This window comes from Micromonospora zhanjiangensis, from assembly GCF_042650605.1.
GTDB classification, from domain to species: domain Bacteria; phylum Actinomycetota; class Actinomycetes; order Mycobacteriales; family Micromonosporaceae; genus Micromonospora_J; species Micromonospora_J zhanjiangensis.
In genome coordinates this window covers 107,883-122,603 of the sequence record NZ_JBHSBN010000011.1, presented here as the reverse complement: position 1 = coordinate 122,603, position 14,721 = coordinate 107,883, and the positions used below count along the sequence as shown (strand labels likewise).

The following is a 14,721-nucleotide window of genomic DNA, read 5'->3' as shown; positions in this document are numbered from 1 at the left end:
GTCAGTTCTCCTCGATGCAGTAGTTGACGATTTCGACCGGGCCGACCAGCTCGGCGGTGCATCCGGTCATGAGCGGTTCGCCGTCGCCGCCAACGGTGTCGAGCAGGTCGCCGGTGACGATGTAGACGGGCCGGTCGTCGATCTGGTTGATGGTGCCGATGCAGATGTCGGAGGGGACGTAGACGCAGATGACGTCCCGGTCGGCGTCCTGCCACTCGGCGCGGTAGCAGGAGACGCCCGCTTCGAGTTCGTCGGTCTCGGCGTTGGTGGACCGGCCGCCCTCGGGGAGGGCTCCGAACCTGATGTACATCGTCTCCGTCATGCCATAAGTGTAATGCAGAAACCCGGGTTTGTGCAAGACAGAAACTAGGAGAGGCTATGACCCAGATCCCCACCGACCCCGAGTCCGCACCGTCGGAGCCGCTGGTCAGCGTCGGCGCGATCACCGCTGGCGTCACCGCCGTCCTGGCCCTGCTCATCGCGTTCGGGCTCAACATCTCCGACGGCCAGCAGTCGGCGATCCTCGGCGTGGTGGCCGTGGTGGCGCCGCTGGTGGCCGCGCTGGCCGGCCGCAGTCGAGTGTGGTCGCCGGCGACGGTGGCCCGGCTGATGCGTCGCCAGGGCTGACCCGGCCCGACCTGCAACGCGATAGCGCCCCGCTCTCCCCTGGTGGGAGGCGGGGCGCTTCGCGCTGTCCGGGGGTCAGGCCGCGCGGGCCTGCCGGCTCTCCCGGATCCGGCGCTTCGCCGTCGACTCCGACACCTCGTAGTCCGCCATCACCCGGCGGACGATCTCCGCGTACGGCACGCCGTCCTGATCCATCCGGTCGACGGCCTCTTCGAGCGTCTCGGTGTCGCCCTCCTCCAGGTCCCAGTCCAGCTCCGGATCCCGCTCCGGGACGGCGCCGGGCACGACCCGGACTCGCCGGCCGCCGCGCTCGACGATCCGCCCCCACCACGGGGTGTCAGCGGTGGTGTCATCGGTGTCAGACACCTCGCTGAGCTGCGGGTTGACACCACGGCGGTTGTCACCCCCCTCGGCGGGGGAGGGGAGGTCACCGCGGCGCTTACGCCATTCCCAGTGCAGGGCCGCGCCGGTGGCGTAGGCGACGACGACGATGCCGAGGGCGACGGGTCCGCCCCAGCCGCGGTGCGGCTCGGTGGCGGCCGCGAGGATCGTGGTCAGCATCAGGCAGCTCCGAACAGGAAGGCGGGCAGGGGCGCGACCAGGCTGGTGGCCAGGTCGATGGATCCGCGAGTCAGGTCACCGATGAAGCCGCGGGGCAGGTCGGACATCAGCCCGAGTATCACCGCGGCGGCCCAGAGCTTGCCGTTGAGCCGGTACAGGCCGGACTGTGGCCAGGTCAGCGTGGCGAAGCGGCCCAACCGCTTGCTCGCCTTGGTGGGCAGCATGCAGCCGATGACGTAGATCCACAGGATGCCGATGATGGCGCCGAGGATCGCGTTGACGGACGCGCCGGCGATGTATGCGCCGTTGGTCGAGTTGAGCAGGTGCTGGATGAGGCCGCCGGCCGCCTCGACGGTCTTGCGGTCCAGCGGCGACCCGTTGAAGCCTTCGCGGATGGCGGGGGTGGCCATGATGAACGCGAGCCGGTCCCGCAGGCTGTTCGGTCCGACGGACATGTAGTCGACGACGATGGCCAGCACGAGCAGGATGGCCACGGCGGTCGGGGACATGGTGTGCGCCACGTCAGGCCCCCGTCCAGTCGAGCACCTTGTTGCCGGCCAGGTCGCGGACCTCCAGCCGCGGGGCGTCCATCGGCTCGTTGGCCGTGACGGCTTCGCGGGTGAGCTGCTGGAGGTGCCGGTCGAGGACGCTGCCGAAGCCGGGGGCGTTCAGGTCGAGCGTCACCACGTAGGTGCGGTGGTGCAGCACCTCGTACGTGCCGTCGAAGATGTGGAGCCGGTACCGGGGTATCGGCGGCTGGTGCGCAGACATCAGCTTGCCTCCCGGTCCGCGCCGAACAGCACCAGGAACAGGGCCGCGCCGAACACGGCCAGGCCGATCCAGGCGGCCCGGACCAGGGCAGCGTGGCCGGTCAGGTCGCCGTAGATGCCCACGCCGACCGACCCGATGGTCAGCGCGGTGAGGATCAGTGCGGCCCGGGTCCACGGCCGTGGGGGCGGCGGCGACGCTTCCGGCGTGGCCGGCTCCGCGAGGATGAGCTCCTGCGTCATGATGTGGGTCCTTCCTCCGATGGGGTTGGGACCCGGGGCGCGGCCCTGCTTTGGTCGGTGAGCCGCGCCCCGGGGCTTCTACTGCCTGCTCTTCCAGCGGTTCGCGGTCGACTTGCTGACACCAGCCTCGGCGGCGAGTTCGGTGCCGGACGGCGGCCGGCCGAACTTCCTGGCGAGCCGCTTGTACGCGGCGGCGAGTCGCTTGTCGTCGGCCTGGGTTGACCCAGCGGCCGACTCACGGACCGGCTCGGTGACGGTCGATCGGGTGGGTCGGGTCGCGGCCCGGGTCGACTCACGGCGGGGCGCCGGTGCTGGGTCGGTGGTGGGTCGCTGGGCCGGGTCGCCGTGAGTCGGCGTGTGGGTCGGTGCCGACTCAGCGGGCGGGTCGGTGACGGCGTCAACGATCGCGTCGAGTCGACCCATCGAGCGGTCGTCGAGGTGGCGCACGAGGGCCGCCCGTTCGGGGGTCGTGGGCCGGATCTGGATCATCGGGTTGGACCAGACCTCGCCGCCTCGCGCGTGGTCGTCGCGGACCCGGGTGGTGGCCTGGGTCATGATTCGGCGGACCTCGTCGAGCAGCTCCCGCTCGTCATCGGACGGGGCGCTGTCGTCGCGGAACAGTTCCTGCTCGATGTTCAGCGTCATGCGCAGCTGGCGGCGGGCGGCGGCCACGTCGTCCGGGTCGGCGGCCTTGGTCAGCCGCTGGACCCGGCGCCGGGCGGCCACGAGCGGATCCTGCCGACGCCACCTCGACGCCTTCGCCCGGTCGGTCCGCTGGTCCGCAGCTTTCAACTGGGCGTCCAGCTCCAGACCGGCGTCGACCAAGGCGGCGATGCGCCGCTTGCGGAACACCTCGGTGAGGTCCTCTGCCGCGCCGGGCTTCATCCAGCCCTTCTCGACCAGGATCCGGGTCGGAGTCCAGATCCAGTTGGACTCGACCCGCTCGGCCTTGCCGTTACGCAGCTCGGTGACCTTCTGCGTCCAGAGGGCGGCGGCCACCAGCGGGGAGAACAGCCGGAATAGCTGGGTGGTGACGTTCCCGCCAGCGGTGGAGACGGTGAGCGCGGCGGCGATCGACAGGGCCCAGATGATGGCCAGGTAGGTGCCGACGCGGGCCTTCGGGTTCGCGGTGAGCTTGCGGATCGCGGCCCGGCCCTGCGAGTAGATGACCACGTCGAACGCGGCGAACATCGCGATAGTAAGGCCGACGTTGACGCCGAGCTTGTGGCGGACGACCTCCCACATCCCCTCGGTGGTGACGACGCCGAAGAGGATCACGCCGAGGTTCGCCGCCAGGTCGTCGTGCTCACGGTCTCTGGTGAAACGGCGGATGGCGTAGGCGGCGAGGATCATGCCGACCGCGCCGGCGCCGGCCGCGATGTGCGGGGCGTACGCCTGGGCGTGGTCGGCGATCGCGCTGAGCCAGGTGGGCACGTTCATGCGGGGAATCATGGCACAGGGTTGCCAGAGTTGCCAACGTTGCTAGGGTTACGGCATGTCGCCCCCACCCGGTACTGCCCTCCAGCCTGTTGATCTGCGATCATCGGGGCACTCGCCAGAGTTGCGAGGGATCGCGGAGAGGGGCGACGTGGCATCCGAGTGGCTCACCGTGCGGCAGGTGACGGACCAGGTCCAGGCCGCCGGCTACCCGGACAGTGTCGACACCATTCGCCGCCGCGTCGACCGCGGCGAGTTCGGCGCCCGAGGCCAGGACTGGTACCGGTCCGAGAGCGGCTACCGGTACGTTCAGCCAGCAGCGGTGCACGAGTTCCTCCGACGTCGGGCGGCTCAGCGCGAGGAGTAGACGCCAGCGGCCCCGCCCACCCGGTTGGGTGGGCGGGGCATCGTCGTGCCGGTCGTCATCGAGTCGGCCGCCATCCCTTGGTGAACGGCAGGACCGGCCGGGGCGGCGGGCTGGTCCCGGGCGGCCAGCAGGGCTTGCACGTGCACGGTCCGTCCTTGGCCCATCCGCCGCAGCGGGCGTGCTTTCGCCCTCCGAGCAGGTGGCAGGTCAGGCACCGGGTGTCGCGCGGCTTTGCCGGGCCGGTCATCCGGGCCACCTCCGGGCGACACCGCCGATGATCACGGCCGCCAGGATGGCCAGGACGATCCAGTAGAGGAGCCGGCCGCGGCGCAGGTCGTCGGGCGTCACCGCTGACCACCGCCCCGGCCGAGGTCGCGCCACTCCCGGTTGGCCCACTCCAGCTGCCTGCAGCCGTCCGGCGTGCAGTGCGGGCACCGGCGTTGCCGCGCTTGGCCGGCGTCGCAGTCGTGCTGGGCGAACGTCAGCCGGATGGCCCGGATGACGTCGGATCGGGTGGCGCCGTCGTCCATGGCGGTCAACGGTTGCCGCCGATCCGGCCGGTCGGCCGGCCCGGGTACCGGCCGCTGGTGTCGTTGCGGGCCAGTTGGAGCAGACGCTCCCGGGCCTTGGTGGCCTCCTCGGCGTCGTCGTCGTGGGCCGCCTGGAGGATCTCGGCGCTGGCCGCCGCGATCGGGTCCGGCGCCTGCCGTCGGAGTGAGATGCGCACTTGCGGACCTCCTCTGCGGGGGCCCGGCGGCGTGCTGCCTACTCCCGTGGTGACGGGGATCCACGCGCCGCCGGGCCGATCCGGGGGTGCGGCAGCGGCCGTAGCAACGGGAGCACCCGCACCACTGCCGCACCCTGCTGGGTGGCAGCGCGCCGGCGGCCGTACCGGTGCTGATGGAGACCGTGTTCGTCGCACTGCCCGTGCCGCTGGGATTGTCCCGATCGGCACACACCACATTGACAGTCCCCATCCAAGGTCACAAGGGACTCACCCGATGGAGATGCAAAAGGACGGCCGGCGCGTGGTGCGCCGGCCGTCCTCTGTAGAAGTTGCAGGTCAGGCGGTGAGGGTCCCCGCCTTGACGGCGCCGATGAACGCCGCGAACGCGGCCCGGTCGACCGCCACGATCGGCGCGTCCGGGCCGGCCTTGCTGTCGGCGACCGCCACGGTGTCGGTCGACTCGGCGACGAAGACGCAGGTCCCCTCGTTGCCGGACTTCGTCGACTTCCGCCAGGCAGTGAACCTCGGGTCGGTGGTGTTGGTGAACTGCGGGTCGGACATGGCGATCCCTCCGGATCAGATCGTGGTGGCCAGCGCGCCGGCCACCTGGTGGATGAGAGCGGCACTGTCCGCGTCAGACAGAGCCGCCCGGCGCAGCCTCTCACAGAGGCGCGCATACCCCGAGACACTCGACTCGGACGTGTCGAGTAGCGGATCCCCGACACCGTCGATGATGACGATGGGCGGGTCGTCCGGGTCGGGGTAGCTGATGTGCGCGTACGGTGCGCGCGGCGCCGGTCCCGGGCCAAGGTCCGCGGCGACCGGCAGCACCCGGATGCTGACCTGCGGCCGGTCGGCCAGGTCGAGCAGGTGCCGCAGCTGGTCGAGCATCACCGCCGGCGGCACCGGGTACCGCCGGACGGCGTGCTCTTCGAGGACCAGGCGGTACGTCGTGCCCTGCTCGGCGAGCTGCCGCTGCCGGCCGAGTCGTCCGGCCACGATGGCGTCCACGTCGACGTCGGCCTCCTCGCCGGCGGCGATCCGGTGCCGGGCGTACTCCTCGGTCTGGACCAGGCCGGGAAGCAGCCCGGCCGCGTACTCGTCGATCGTCGCGGCGCCCAGCTCGACGAGCGCGAAGACGCGCTGTCCGCCACCCATCGCCCGGTAGGTGTGCGAGTCCCACCAGCGGCTGTCCGCGGCGTCCTCGGCGAGCTTCTCGATGTGGATGAACTCGTCGGAGCCGCGGGGCACGTCGAGCGCGTCGAGGAGCTTGCGGACGTGCAGCACGTTGGGCCGCCGCCCCGGTTCGGAGGGAGACTCCAGGCGGCTGATGACGCTGGCAGTCACGCCGGAGCGGCGGGCCAGCTCGACGTGGCCGTAGCCGGCTTTGTCGCGGAGATCGACCAGGGCGCGGCTGAGTCTGCGTCGTCTGGCCAGGGGGTTGGGTGTCACGGCGGTGCCCTTCGTGCTGGCCGGGATAATGCAGGTGGGCATGGGCGGCTACCTCAGAGTAGCGGCCGGACGCCCCGGTCGGGCAGGTGTGGCGTCGGGCCCGACCGTTACGCTGGCCGGGCGGGGTCGATGCGGGTCGGGCCTGCGTACAGCGGGGCTCCGGACCGCGTCCCGGGGCCCCGTCGCACGCCCGCATCACCGCAGGTAAAGGCGGTGGTTCGAACAATCGATCATTGCCCCCACCGATTGTTTGATCATCGCCTCATACCGTCCACAATGTGATCAACTCCCACTCGGGCGTGCCGCGGCATCTCCAGCTGGCCGACATCCTGCGCGCCAGGCTGGCCGCCGGCGAGTGGGCGCCCGGAGAGCCCCTGCCGTCCGAGACGAGACTGACTCAGGAGTACGGGGTGGGCCGCGGCACTGTCCGGCGGGCGGTGGCGCTGCTGCGCGCGGACGGCCTGGTCGACGTTGCCCCTGGCCGTGGTACCCGGGTGCGTGAGCCGATGGAGCGTCAGCGGGTGTCGGTGCCGCGCGGGGCGGAGGTGACCGGCCGGCTGCCGACGCCGACCGAGCGGGCACGGCTGGACATCCCGGAGGGTGTGCCGGTGCTCGTCGTGTCGATCGGTGGACGCGAGCGGGTGTATCCGGCTGACCGGACGACGCTGACGATCCGCTGACCAGCCGATAGGAAGATCGGCGATCATGACAAAAGGGTCGCGGCCCTGTGACACTGGTTTCGCGCTATCTGAACCGTAACGTTGGGTATCGATATAGCCGATGTTGAGTATTCAACCGCCACGATTACAGTACGTGTGAAAGTTTCGGGCGAGTCCGGACAGTGGGACTACGGAGCGTCTCAAATTTGTACCGGCGTCGCCTGTCCGCGCTGGTCAAGCCCACGATCGGGTGACGATGGCCGACAGCGCGCTTGGGTGTCGGACGGAAACGTTGTGTGGTCGACTCGCGATGGCAGTAGAGACCGGACTGTTACAACGGCGTAGCACGGGGGAGTGGGGAAAGCGATGATGCGGCAGGCTGGAACGTGCAAGACGGTCACCGTCCTCGTCGGCGTGGCCGTCCTGGCAGTCCTGATCTCCGCCGGGCTGGCGCTCATCGACGAGCAGCTCAGCGGTAGGGCATGGGCGCTGTTCGCGGTCGGCTTCGGCTTCGGTCTCATCGGCCTGGCCGCCAACTCCCGCCGAGCCGAGCGGAACCTCGCGACCGCCGTCGCCAGCGCACCCCGCAACGAGTACTACCGCGGCTACGGATGCGGCGCCGAGGACGCGCTGAATACCGCCCCACTCGATTCCGTCAACGGTGCCACCGACGACCTGTCGCGCAGTTGACGACATTCTTCCGTTGCACCATCCCGTTGCAGTAGCGCGGTTGGCATCAGGTGGCACTGACTGGCACTGAGGCGTCTAGCAGGGGCGACGGAACGGGGATGCCAGCCGATGCCAGTCCCAAAACAATGCACCGATCAACTCGTAATGCGTAGGTCGACGGTTCGATTCCGTCAGGCGGCTCGGTGCAGAAGCCCAGGTCAACGACCTGGGCTTCGTCGTTTTCCGAGATCAACAACAGCGCCACCGACCATCCCGGTCCGCAATAGTCCGCATCCCGTGCCGCGACCGCCTCATCCAGCCGGGTGGCCACCGCGTCCAGGTCGTCCCCGATCAGACCCGCGTACACGTCCAGCCTCATCGACGCCGAGGTATGTTCAAGCATCCGCTGTACCGCCTTGACGTTGGCGCCCGCAGCCACGGCCGAACGCCGCCACCTCCTGTAGGAGCCTGCCGAGAGCGAAACCTCGGCCCAGGTCGGAAGGATCTGCCGGCGCAGCGCTACTTCATACCGGGCGCGAGTGGTCGGCTTGAGCTGAACCTGAGCCGTCATCCACTGGGATGCCCAAACGCCTACCGTCACCGCGCCCGAGCAGTGTCGATCAAGGCGGCCCGCAAGCGGGCCGCGCCGGCCCGGCCCCGGCCTGCTGGCGACCTGCGGCCGGCATCGGCCGTGCCGGCCGGCCACGCTGGCAGTGTGATGAGAACAAGTCACAGCGGGGCGAGGACCATAAGGATCTCGTCTCGGTCATCGCCCGCGCCAAACCGCAGCGCTCCGGGCCACCGGCCGATTTCTTTCCAGCCAAGTCGACCGTAGAAGTCTTCTAGGCCGACTCCGCCTCGCGCGTAAAGGCGCAGCTGTTCAAGCCCCATCTCGTCACGGCCGATCTGCCGAACCCGATGCATCATCTCTGCGCCGATCCCGCGCCCTCGGTAGCCGGGATGTGTTTGGACACGGTTGACGGTGCCCCAGTGAGCCACGAGTGGATCCACGTGACGGGATAGGTTCAGCCAACCCGCCAGCGCCCCGTCGACCATCGCCAGCAGGAGCCTGCTGCGCTGAGGGTCCAGGTCGGCGATGAGGCGCTCGGCCACGGGAGCGACCTGTTCCAATCCGACGGGTGGGAACGCGAAACCCACTGCACCGCCGGTGTTCGCCACCGTGATCCAGCACTCGACCAGCTCGCGTGTCTGGCGGGCACTGATCTCGGACGGGTCGGAGATCTGCCTGAACTCCACAAGGCCATGGCGAATCATGACGGGAAGTATCGCGCATAGCGCCGGCAGCAACACCAGCGAGCAAAGGGCTCTAGGCACAAACCGATTGGGGCTCCGCTCGATCTCGTAATGCGTAGGTCGACGGTTCGATTCCGTCAGGCGGCTCAAGGAAAGGCCCTGACCAGCATGAGAGCTGGTCAGGGTTCCATCTCAGCGATGTGTCGCCTGGGCGGTGACCTGCTTCCGTCCAGCATCCTGACGAACTTTTGCGACGGCGCTGGCGAGCCTCACGCGGATTGCTCGGCGACCTCGGCAACCTCGCTGTGGCGTGCGCCGGCCTGCCGAAGCCGTGGGCGCGGGACCTGCCGGATGACCAACGGGGTCCCCGGGCTCAGCAGATGCTGCTTACCCCGAACGGTGATCTCCAGCGGTTCGCCCTCGTCGATGAGATAACGCTCCTCGTCTCGGGTGAGCTGGACCCTGACCTGCCGGTGCCGGAACCGCAGCGAGAACGACAGGCTGTCCCACAGGCGAGGGAGGGCGGGTTCGAAGGACAGATCCCCGTCGAAGTCGCGTACTCCACCGAAGCCGAAGACCAGCGAGGACCAGACGCCGGCGGACGACGCGATGTGAACCCCGTCCGAGGTGTTCCCGGCGATGTCGGCAAGGTCCATCAGCAGCGCGTAGTTGAAGTACTTCAGGGCGTGCCGCTCGTTGCCGATCTCGGCGGCCAGGATGCTCTGCACACACGCCGACAGCGACGAGTCGCCCGTGGTCAGCGCGTCGTAGTACTCGTAGTTGCGCTGCTTCTGCTCCTGCGAGAACTCGTTGCCGAGCAGGAACATGGCGAGCACGATGTCGGCCTGCTTGATCACCTGGTACCGGTAGATCACCAATGGGTGGAAGTGCAGCAGCAGCGGGAACTTCTCCCGCGGCGTGTTTTCCAGGTCCCAGACCTCGCGCTTGAGGAACGTGTCGTCCTGCGGGTGGATGCCGCGCTCCGGGTCGTAGGGAACGTGCATCGCGGCCGCCGCCCGCTCCCACGACTCGACCTCGTCCGGGCCCAACCCGACCTCGTGCGCGAGCGCGATGTAGGTGTCGGGCTGCTCCTGCTGCAAACGCCGCACGCTGCTGGCGGCGTAGCTGAGGTTGAGCCTGGCCATCAGGTTGGTGTAGGTGTTGTCGTTGACCACGGTGGTGTACTCGTCCGGTCCGGTCACCCCATGGATGTGGAACTTGCCATCCGCGCCGTAGAACCCGAGGTCCTCCCAGAGCCGGGCGGTCTCGACCAGGATCTCCGCCCCGACCTCGCCGATCAGGTCAAGGTCGCCCTGCACGTTGCTGTAGCGCCGTAGCGCGTACGCGATGTCGGCGTTGATGTGGTACTGAGCCGTGCCCGCCTGGAAGTTGGCCGATGCCTCCTGGCCGGTGAGGGTGCGCCACGGGAACAGGGCGCCCTTCTGGCTCATCACCGCCGCCCGCTCCCGGGCCCGGTCCAGCATGCTGTGCCGGTGGCGCAACAGGTTGGCCGCGATCTTGGGCTGGGTGTACGACAGGAACGGCAACACGTAGATCTCGGTGTCCCAGAAGTAGTGCCCGTCGTAGGCGTGGCCGGACAGCCCCTTGGCGGAGATGCCGGCGTTCTCGGCCCGCCACGACGCCTGCGCCACCTGGAACAGGTTCCAGCGGATGGCCTGCTGGCGACGCACCTGGTCGCTGCGGCTCTCCACCCGGACGTCGGCCCGGTCCCAGAACTGGTCGAGCTGTTCGCGCTGCTGCCGCACGAGGGCGTCGAACCCGACCCGCAGGGCCCGGTCGAGAGTCCGGCGGTTACGGTCGACCAGCTCGCGCGCCGGGATGGACCGGGAACCCTGGTACGTCGCGAATTTGGTGATCCGGATCGGTACCCCCGGCGGCGCGTCCGCGGTGATCAGGATTTCCCCGCCGTCATCATCGACGGAGGCCTCGACCTGGAACGGGCAGTCCGCGTCGACGACGTGATCCACGCCTACCGCCAGGGTCATGTTGCTGTTGGTGGTGCGATAGCCGAGCAGGATTCGGCCGTCCGCCTGCTCGATGACCTGGGCGTTGAGCACCCGTTCGGGCAGCACCTTGGCCAGCCGTGGGTCGCTGGGCCGCTGCTCGGGAATCTCGTCCACGGGCCGGCTGTCCTGGCGGTTGACCACCTGCGACGAGATCGTCACCGGCGCACCGTGGTCGAGCACGGTGACCTCGTAGGTCATCGCGACTAGGTGCCGGTGCTCGAACGAGACGAGCCGGGACGAGCGGACCCGCACGCGCTTGCCGCTGGCCAGCGCCCAGACGAACTCCCTCGTCAGGGTGCCGGCCTGCATGTCCAGGACCCGCCGGTAGTCCTGCATCCGCGCCGTGGCGAGGAACAACGGTTCGTCGTCGACGTACAACTTGAAGATCGTGCTGTCCGGCACGTTGATGATCGTCTGACCGACCCGCGCGAGGCCGTGCGCCTCCTCGGCATGGACGATCGGCCATGTCTCGTGGAAGCCGTTGACGTAGGTGCCGGGCGACCGGGCGGGGCGGCCCTCCTCGAAGGTGCCGCGCACCCCCAGGAACCCGTTGCCCAGGGCGAAGACCGTCTCAGCGCGGGACACGTACTCGTCGGAGTAGCGTGTCTCGACGATGCGCCACTCATCCGGCGGATAAAGGTGCTCCGGCGGCAGGACATACCCACGTTTCAACATGGGCGAAACAATAACCATGCCGGGGCGCAGTCCGGCGTCGACCGGCGCGACCGCCGTTGCTCGGCGTGTCACGGCTCGGAAGACCTCGGGGCCGTGCCTGATTCCGGCCCTTTCGCGCGGTACGCTGCCCGCGCTCGATCAGCAGGGTGACATCGTCGGGTATCGCGCGGGAAGGATCGAGATGTCGCGGCTCACGCACAATCACAGTGACACGGCAGAGGCGACCGCGACCATGCGGGCCGCCGAGTCGCTGTTGCCGGAGGGCCGGCGACTGCTGGTCGATCCGATGGCTCGACACTTCGTGCGGCGGCCCGCGTACCTGGTGCCCGCCCGGTCAGCGTTCGCCGCCCGCCTGGCGGTGAGCCTGTTCGACCGCTGGTGTCCCGGCCTGCACGGGCACGTCGTCCTGCGGGCGCGGTACGCCGACGACGCGATCCGCTCGACGGCCCGTGCCGGCGTGCGTCAGGTGGTGCTGCTGGGCGCCGGCTTCGACACCACGGCGCACCGCCTGCCCGGGGCCGCCCGGTTCTTCGAGGTGGACGTGCCGACGACGCAGCAGGCCAAACGCGACCGCCTCCGGGCGACGGCAGGCCCGACCGGGTCGGGGCGTACGCCAGGCGGGCCGCACGGGTCGACCATCGTGGACGAGGCCGGCGGGCCGACGTACGTTCCGTGCAACTTCGGTGTCGACGACGTCGGCGCGCGACTGCGGGAGCACGACTTCGACCCGGGAGCACCGGCGCTGTTCCTGTGGCTCGGGGTGGTGCCGTACCTGACGCCGGAGGCGTTAGAGACCACCCTCGCCGAGTTGCGCGGGGTCACCGCGCGAGGCAGTTCGCTGGTGCTCGACTATGTCGAAGCCGACGCGCTGGACCGCGCGGCCGGCCACTCGGGAGCCCGCCGGGTCGAGCGGATGGTCGCCCGGCGGGGGGAGCCCCTGCACAGCGCCTTCACGCCCGACACGATCGCCGCGACACTGTCCCGGCACGGGCTGACCGTCAACGACGACGTCGGCCTGGGCGAGTTGGCCGCTCGTTACCCGACCGCCGATGGCCCCCGCTACCGCGACGGTTGGAACCGCGTCGCGACCGCGGTGGCGGCCGGCTGACCGGGCACGCGTCCCGGCAGTCCGAGTGGGTCGCACGCGGTCCGTCGTGGGCCGCCACCCGTTGGGCGGCCCACGGCGACCGGTTCAGCAGTACGTGTAGCCGCGACCGCGCCGCCACGCGGGAGCGGATCGCCGAGTTGGACGACGCGCTGCGTCGAATGGACGCGGCGACCTACGGCGTCTGTGAGCGGTGCCGGCAGCCGATCGCCGAGGAGCGGCTCGCCGTACGACCGTTCGCTCGCTGCTGCGTCTCGTGCGCGTAGACCGTCCGGACGGGCGGGCGGTGGCCGGTGCGCGCCAGGTGTCCGCTGATGGCGACAGACGTTCAGGGAACCGTCTCGTAGCGGGCGGCGAACGCGGTGGCCCGGTCGTGCAGGGCGGCGCGCAACTCGTCCGGAGCCAGGGCTTCCGCGCCCATGCCGAGCTGCCACAGCGCCCACTCGGCATGTCGTAGATCCTGGAAGGTCACTTCCAGTCGCAGCCAGCCGTCTGCGTCGGACTCCTCGGCGCGGACCGCCACCGCGGCACTCAGCAGGTCTTCTCGCCGCGCGGGGCTCACCCGCACCAGCGCGGCGATGTGGCCGTCGGACAGGAACTGCGCGCAGCGTTCCCGCCAGGCCCGGTCGAGATCGACCTCGCTCGGTCGTTCGGCGGGTTCGGGGAGCTCCTCGGCGGCAAGCATCCGCGACAGCCGGTAGGTGCGTTCCTCGCCGCATCTCGTGGCCAGCAGATAGGCCCGGTCGCGTACGGTGACCAGGCCGATCGGATGCACGGTGCGCCACCGTGGGAGTTGGCCTGTGGCGGCGTAGTGAATGCGTAGTTGGTGTCCGGCGAGCACCGCGCGCCGGACGACGATCATCGTCGTTTCCGGGACGTCCTCGATGACCGGCCGGCGTGAGAGCAGGTCGGTCTCCGGTTCGACGAGAAATCGCCGGGCCGCGTCGCTTGCGGTGGCCCGGTGGTTCTCAGGCATTGCGTCGACCACCTTGCGCATGGCCGAGGCGAGCGCCGGCCCGAGGCCGAACACCTGCTCTCCGCGCCCCGGCCCGGCGGTCAGCAGGGCGAGGACCTCGTCGTGGTTCAGGCCGGTGAGTTCGGTGCGGAAGCCGGGCAGCAACGCGAAACCGCCGTGCCGACCCCGTTCGGCGTAGACGGGAATGCCGGACGCGGAGAGCGCCTCGATGTCGCGCAGGACGGTGCGGGTGGACACCTCGAGCTCTCGGGCCAGGGCGTCCGCGGTCAGCCGGCCGCGCTGGCGCAGCAGCAGGACCATCGACATCAATCGTTCGGCGCGCATTCAGGAATTTTATCGAAAACACGACAAGAGATGTCGTGTTTTGTTGGCAGGCTCCTCGACGCGGCGTCAGTGATGACGTGCGCACCGTCAATGAACCGAATGGAGCAGACGTGGCAGTGGAACGCGCGGCGGTCAACCCGTGGACGTGGTCGGTGGAGATGGGGTTCAACCAGGGTGAGGTCATCTCGGGTCACACCCGAACCCTCTACTGCTCCGGGCAGACCGCGATGAGCGAGGACGGTAAGCCGCAGCACGAAGGTGACATGGCCGCACAGTTGTCGCTGAGCATCGACAACCTGGAGGGCGTCCTCGCCGCGGCCGACATGTCCCTGGCGAACCTCGTCCGGCTCAACGTCTACACCACGGACGTCGACGGGCTGTTTCCGCACTACGGCTTGCTCGCGTCGCGTCTGGGGGCCGCCGGGGTGGCGCCGACCACCACGATGCTCGGCGTCAGCCGACTGGCGATCCCCGGCCAGATGATCGAGCTCGAAGGGACTGCTGTCGCTTGATGTGACCTCGCCGCTCTGCTGCTCGTGCCGGTGGAACCCGGCCCGAGCGGCAGGGCGAGAACTGTCTCGGGTATTGGGCGGGGGGATTGTCGGGGATGGTTGGCGTCAGGTCATCAGGCTGGTGAGAAAGTCACCGAGCCCCTGGGCGACCGCCATCAGGACGCCGCCGATCGCCTTGAAGATCTGGGCCGCCCCGTCCGGCCGGAAGGCCATGAAGAAGAACAGGAATCCCACGCCCAACCAGGCGAAGATCTTCTTGACCGTGACCGGCATGACCGTCCCCCCCGTCCCCCGCGTTGCCGCCGCATCCCCGCCTGCGGCGGGCGGCAAACGACGGGG

At 69.6% G+C, this 14,721-nt stretch carries 23 protein-coding genes; 7 read left to right on the top strand and 16 right to left on the bottom strand.

Annotated features, from left to right (window positions below; all coding sequences use genetic code 11):
* Position 1: 1 nt before the first annotated feature.
* Positions 2–322 (bottom strand): hypothetical protein, encoded by a 321-nt coding sequence (locus ACFOX0_RS17740; RefSeq protein ID WP_377547097.1) that lies wholly within the window; start codon positions 320–322, stop codon positions 2–4.
* Between the two features lie 56 nt (positions 323–378).
* Here ACFOX0_RS17740 and ACFOX0_RS17735 point away from each other — a divergent pair, with 56 nt between their 5' ends.
* Complete coding sequence (locus ACFOX0_RS17735) at positions 379–627, top strand: hypothetical protein (RefSeq protein WP_377547094.1); 249 nt, start codon at positions 379–381, stop codon at positions 625–627.
* Positions 628–702: 75 nt separating this feature from the next.
* Here ACFOX0_RS17735 and ACFOX0_RS17730 read toward each other — a convergent pair whose 3' ends face one another.
* The 5 genes from ACFOX0_RS17730 to ACFOX0_RS17710 form a co-directional block, all read right to left on the bottom strand.
* Entirely contained in the window at positions 703–1,188 is a 486-nt protein-coding gene (locus ACFOX0_RS17730; RefSeq protein WP_377547092.1) for a hypothetical protein, read from the bottom strand.
* Positions 1,188–1,697: a hypothetical protein gene (locus ACFOX0_RS17725; RefSeq protein ID WP_377547090.1), complete on the bottom strand. Its 510-nt coding sequence runs from the start codon at positions 1,695–1,697 to the stop codon at positions 1,188–1,190. The genes ACFOX0_RS17730 and ACFOX0_RS17725 overlap by 1 nt, the downstream gene beginning before the upstream one ends.
* Positions 1,698–1,710: 13 nt before the next feature.
* The gene (locus tag ACFOX0_RS17720; RefSeq protein WP_377547088.1) at positions 1,711–1,959 is read right to left on the bottom strand and encodes a hypothetical protein; all 249 of its coding nucleotides are present in this window, start codon (positions 1,957–1,959) and stop codon (positions 1,711–1,713) included.
* Positions 1,959–2,198 carry a hypothetical protein gene (locus ACFOX0_RS17715; protein ID WP_377547086.1) on the bottom strand — a complete coding sequence of 80 codons (240 nt, stop codon included), beginning with the start codon at positions 2,196–2,198 and terminating at the stop codon, positions 1,959–1,961. Before ACFOX0_RS17715 ends, ACFOX0_RS17720 begins: the two co-directional genes overlap by 1 nt.
* 78 nt (positions 2,199–2,276) lie before the next feature.
* Positions 2,277–3,638 carry a hypothetical protein gene (locus ACFOX0_RS17710; protein ID WP_377547083.1) on the bottom strand — a complete coding sequence of 454 codons (1,362 nt, stop codon included), beginning with the start codon at positions 3,636–3,638 and terminating at the stop codon, positions 2,277–2,279.
* A gap of 148 nt (positions 3,639–3,786) precedes the next feature.
* On the opposite strand from ACFOX0_RS17710, the gene ACFOX0_RS17705 reads away from it, so the two are divergent.
* Positions 3,787–4,002 carry a hypothetical protein gene (locus ACFOX0_RS17705; RefSeq protein WP_377547080.1) on the top strand — a complete coding sequence of 72 codons (216 nt, stop codon included), beginning with the start codon at positions 3,787–3,789 and terminating at the stop codon, positions 4,000–4,002.
* Here ACFOX0_RS17705 and ACFOX0_RS17700 read toward each other — a convergent pair.
* From ACFOX0_RS17700 to ACFOX0_RS17680, 5 genes are all read right to left on the bottom strand, one after another.
* Positions 3,987–4,148: a hypothetical protein gene (locus ACFOX0_RS17700; protein ID WP_377547079.1), complete on the bottom strand. Its 162-nt coding sequence runs from the start codon at positions 4,146–4,148 to the stop codon at positions 3,987–3,989. The genes ACFOX0_RS17705 and ACFOX0_RS17700 overlap by 16 nt on opposite strands.
* Before the next feature lie 198 nt (positions 4,149–4,346).
* A complete protein-coding gene (locus tag ACFOX0_RS17695; protein ID WP_377547076.1) occupies positions 4,347–4,532 on the bottom strand; it encodes a hypothetical protein in 186 nt (61 codons plus the stop codon).
* A gap of 5 nt (positions 4,533–4,537) precedes the next feature.
* On the bottom strand, positions 4,538–4,729 hold the full coding sequence (locus ACFOX0_RS17690) for a hypothetical protein (RefSeq protein ID WP_377547073.1): 192 nt from the start codon (positions 4,727–4,729) through the stop codon (positions 4,538–4,540).
* Positions 4,730–5,065: 336 nt separating this feature from the next.
* The gene (locus ACFOX0_RS17685; protein ID WP_377547071.1) at positions 5,066–5,290 is read right to left on the bottom strand and encodes a DUF397 domain-containing protein; all 225 of its coding nucleotides are present in this window, start codon (positions 5,288–5,290) and stop codon (positions 5,066–5,068) included.
* A gap of 15 nt (positions 5,291–5,305) precedes the next feature.
* Positions 5,306–6,223: a helix-turn-helix domain-containing protein gene (locus ACFOX0_RS17680; RefSeq protein ID WP_377547069.1), complete on the bottom strand. Its 918-nt coding sequence runs from the start codon at positions 6,221–6,223 to the stop codon at positions 5,306–5,308.
* 236 nt (positions 6,224–6,459) lie between these two features.
* Between ACFOX0_RS17680 and ACFOX0_RS17675 the strand changes: the two genes are divergently transcribed.
* Positions 6,460–6,861: a GntR family transcriptional regulator gene (locus tag ACFOX0_RS17675; protein WP_377547067.1), complete on the top strand. Its 402-nt coding sequence runs from the start codon at positions 6,460–6,462 to the stop codon at positions 6,859–6,861.
* 345 nt (positions 6,862–7,206) lie between these two features.
* On the top strand, positions 7,207–7,530 hold the full coding sequence (locus ACFOX0_RS17670) for a hypothetical protein (RefSeq protein ID WP_377547064.1): 324 nt from the start codon (positions 7,207–7,209) through the stop codon (positions 7,528–7,530).
* Positions 7,531–7,576: 46 nt separating this feature from the next.
* Here the strand turns inward: ACFOX0_RS17670 and ACFOX0_RS17665 are convergent, their stop codons facing one another.
* The 3 genes from ACFOX0_RS17665 to ACFOX0_RS17655 all read right to left on the bottom strand — a co-directional run bounded on the left by ACFOX0_RS17665 (position 7,577) and on the right by ACFOX0_RS17655 (position 11,465).
* Positions 7,577–8,080, bottom strand: coding sequence for a hypothetical protein (locus ACFOX0_RS17665; RefSeq protein WP_377547062.1), 504 nt, complete (start codon positions 8,078–8,080; stop codon positions 7,577–7,579).
* A 158-nt stretch (positions 8,081–8,238) separates the two neighbouring features.
* Positions 8,239–8,784, bottom strand: coding sequence for a GNAT family N-acetyltransferase (locus ACFOX0_RS17660; protein WP_377547060.1), 546 nt, complete (start codon positions 8,782–8,784; stop codon positions 8,239–8,241).
* 248 nt (positions 8,785–9,032) lie between these two features.
* Positions 9,033–11,465 (bottom strand): glycoside hydrolase family 65 protein, encoded by a 2,433-nt coding sequence (locus ACFOX0_RS17655; protein WP_377547057.1) that lies wholly within the window; start codon positions 11,463–11,465, stop codon positions 9,033–9,035.
* Positions 11,466–11,646: 181 nt separating this feature from the next.
* On the opposite strand from ACFOX0_RS17655, the gene ACFOX0_RS17650 reads away from it, so the two are divergent.
* The gene (locus ACFOX0_RS17650) at positions 11,647–12,573 is read left to right on the top strand and encodes a class I SAM-dependent methyltransferase (RefSeq protein ID WP_377547055.1); all 927 of its coding nucleotides are present in this window, start codon (positions 11,647–11,649) and stop codon (positions 12,571–12,573) included.
* Between the two features lie 158 nt (positions 12,574–12,731).
* On the top strand, positions 12,732–12,836 hold the full coding sequence (locus ACFOX0_RS17645) for a TraR/DksA family transcriptional regulator (RefSeq protein WP_377547387.1): 105 nt from the start codon (positions 12,732–12,734) through the stop codon (positions 12,834–12,836).
* Positions 12,837–12,898: 62 nt separating this feature from the next.
* Here the strand turns inward: ACFOX0_RS17645 and ACFOX0_RS17640 are convergent, their stop codons facing one another.
* A complete protein-coding gene (locus ACFOX0_RS17640) occupies positions 12,899–13,870 on the bottom strand; it encodes a helix-turn-helix transcriptional regulator (RefSeq protein WP_377547052.1) in 972 nt (323 codons plus the stop codon).
* A gap of 110 nt (positions 13,871–13,980) precedes the next feature.
* Here ACFOX0_RS17640 and ACFOX0_RS17635 point away from each other — a divergent pair, with 110 nt between their 5' ends.
* Positions 13,981–14,382 (top strand): RidA family protein, encoded by a 402-nt coding sequence (locus tag ACFOX0_RS17635; protein ID WP_449288860.1) that lies wholly within the window; start codon positions 13,981–13,983, stop codon positions 14,380–14,382.
* A gap of 105 nt (positions 14,383–14,487) precedes the next feature.
* On the opposite strand, the gene ACFOX0_RS17630 is transcribed toward ACFOX0_RS17635, so the two are convergent.
* Positions 14,488–14,655: a hypothetical protein gene (locus tag ACFOX0_RS17630; protein WP_377547049.1), complete on the bottom strand. Its 168-nt coding sequence runs from the start codon at positions 14,653–14,655 to the stop codon at positions 14,488–14,490.
* Between the last annotated feature and the right edge of the window lie 66 nt (positions 14,656–14,721).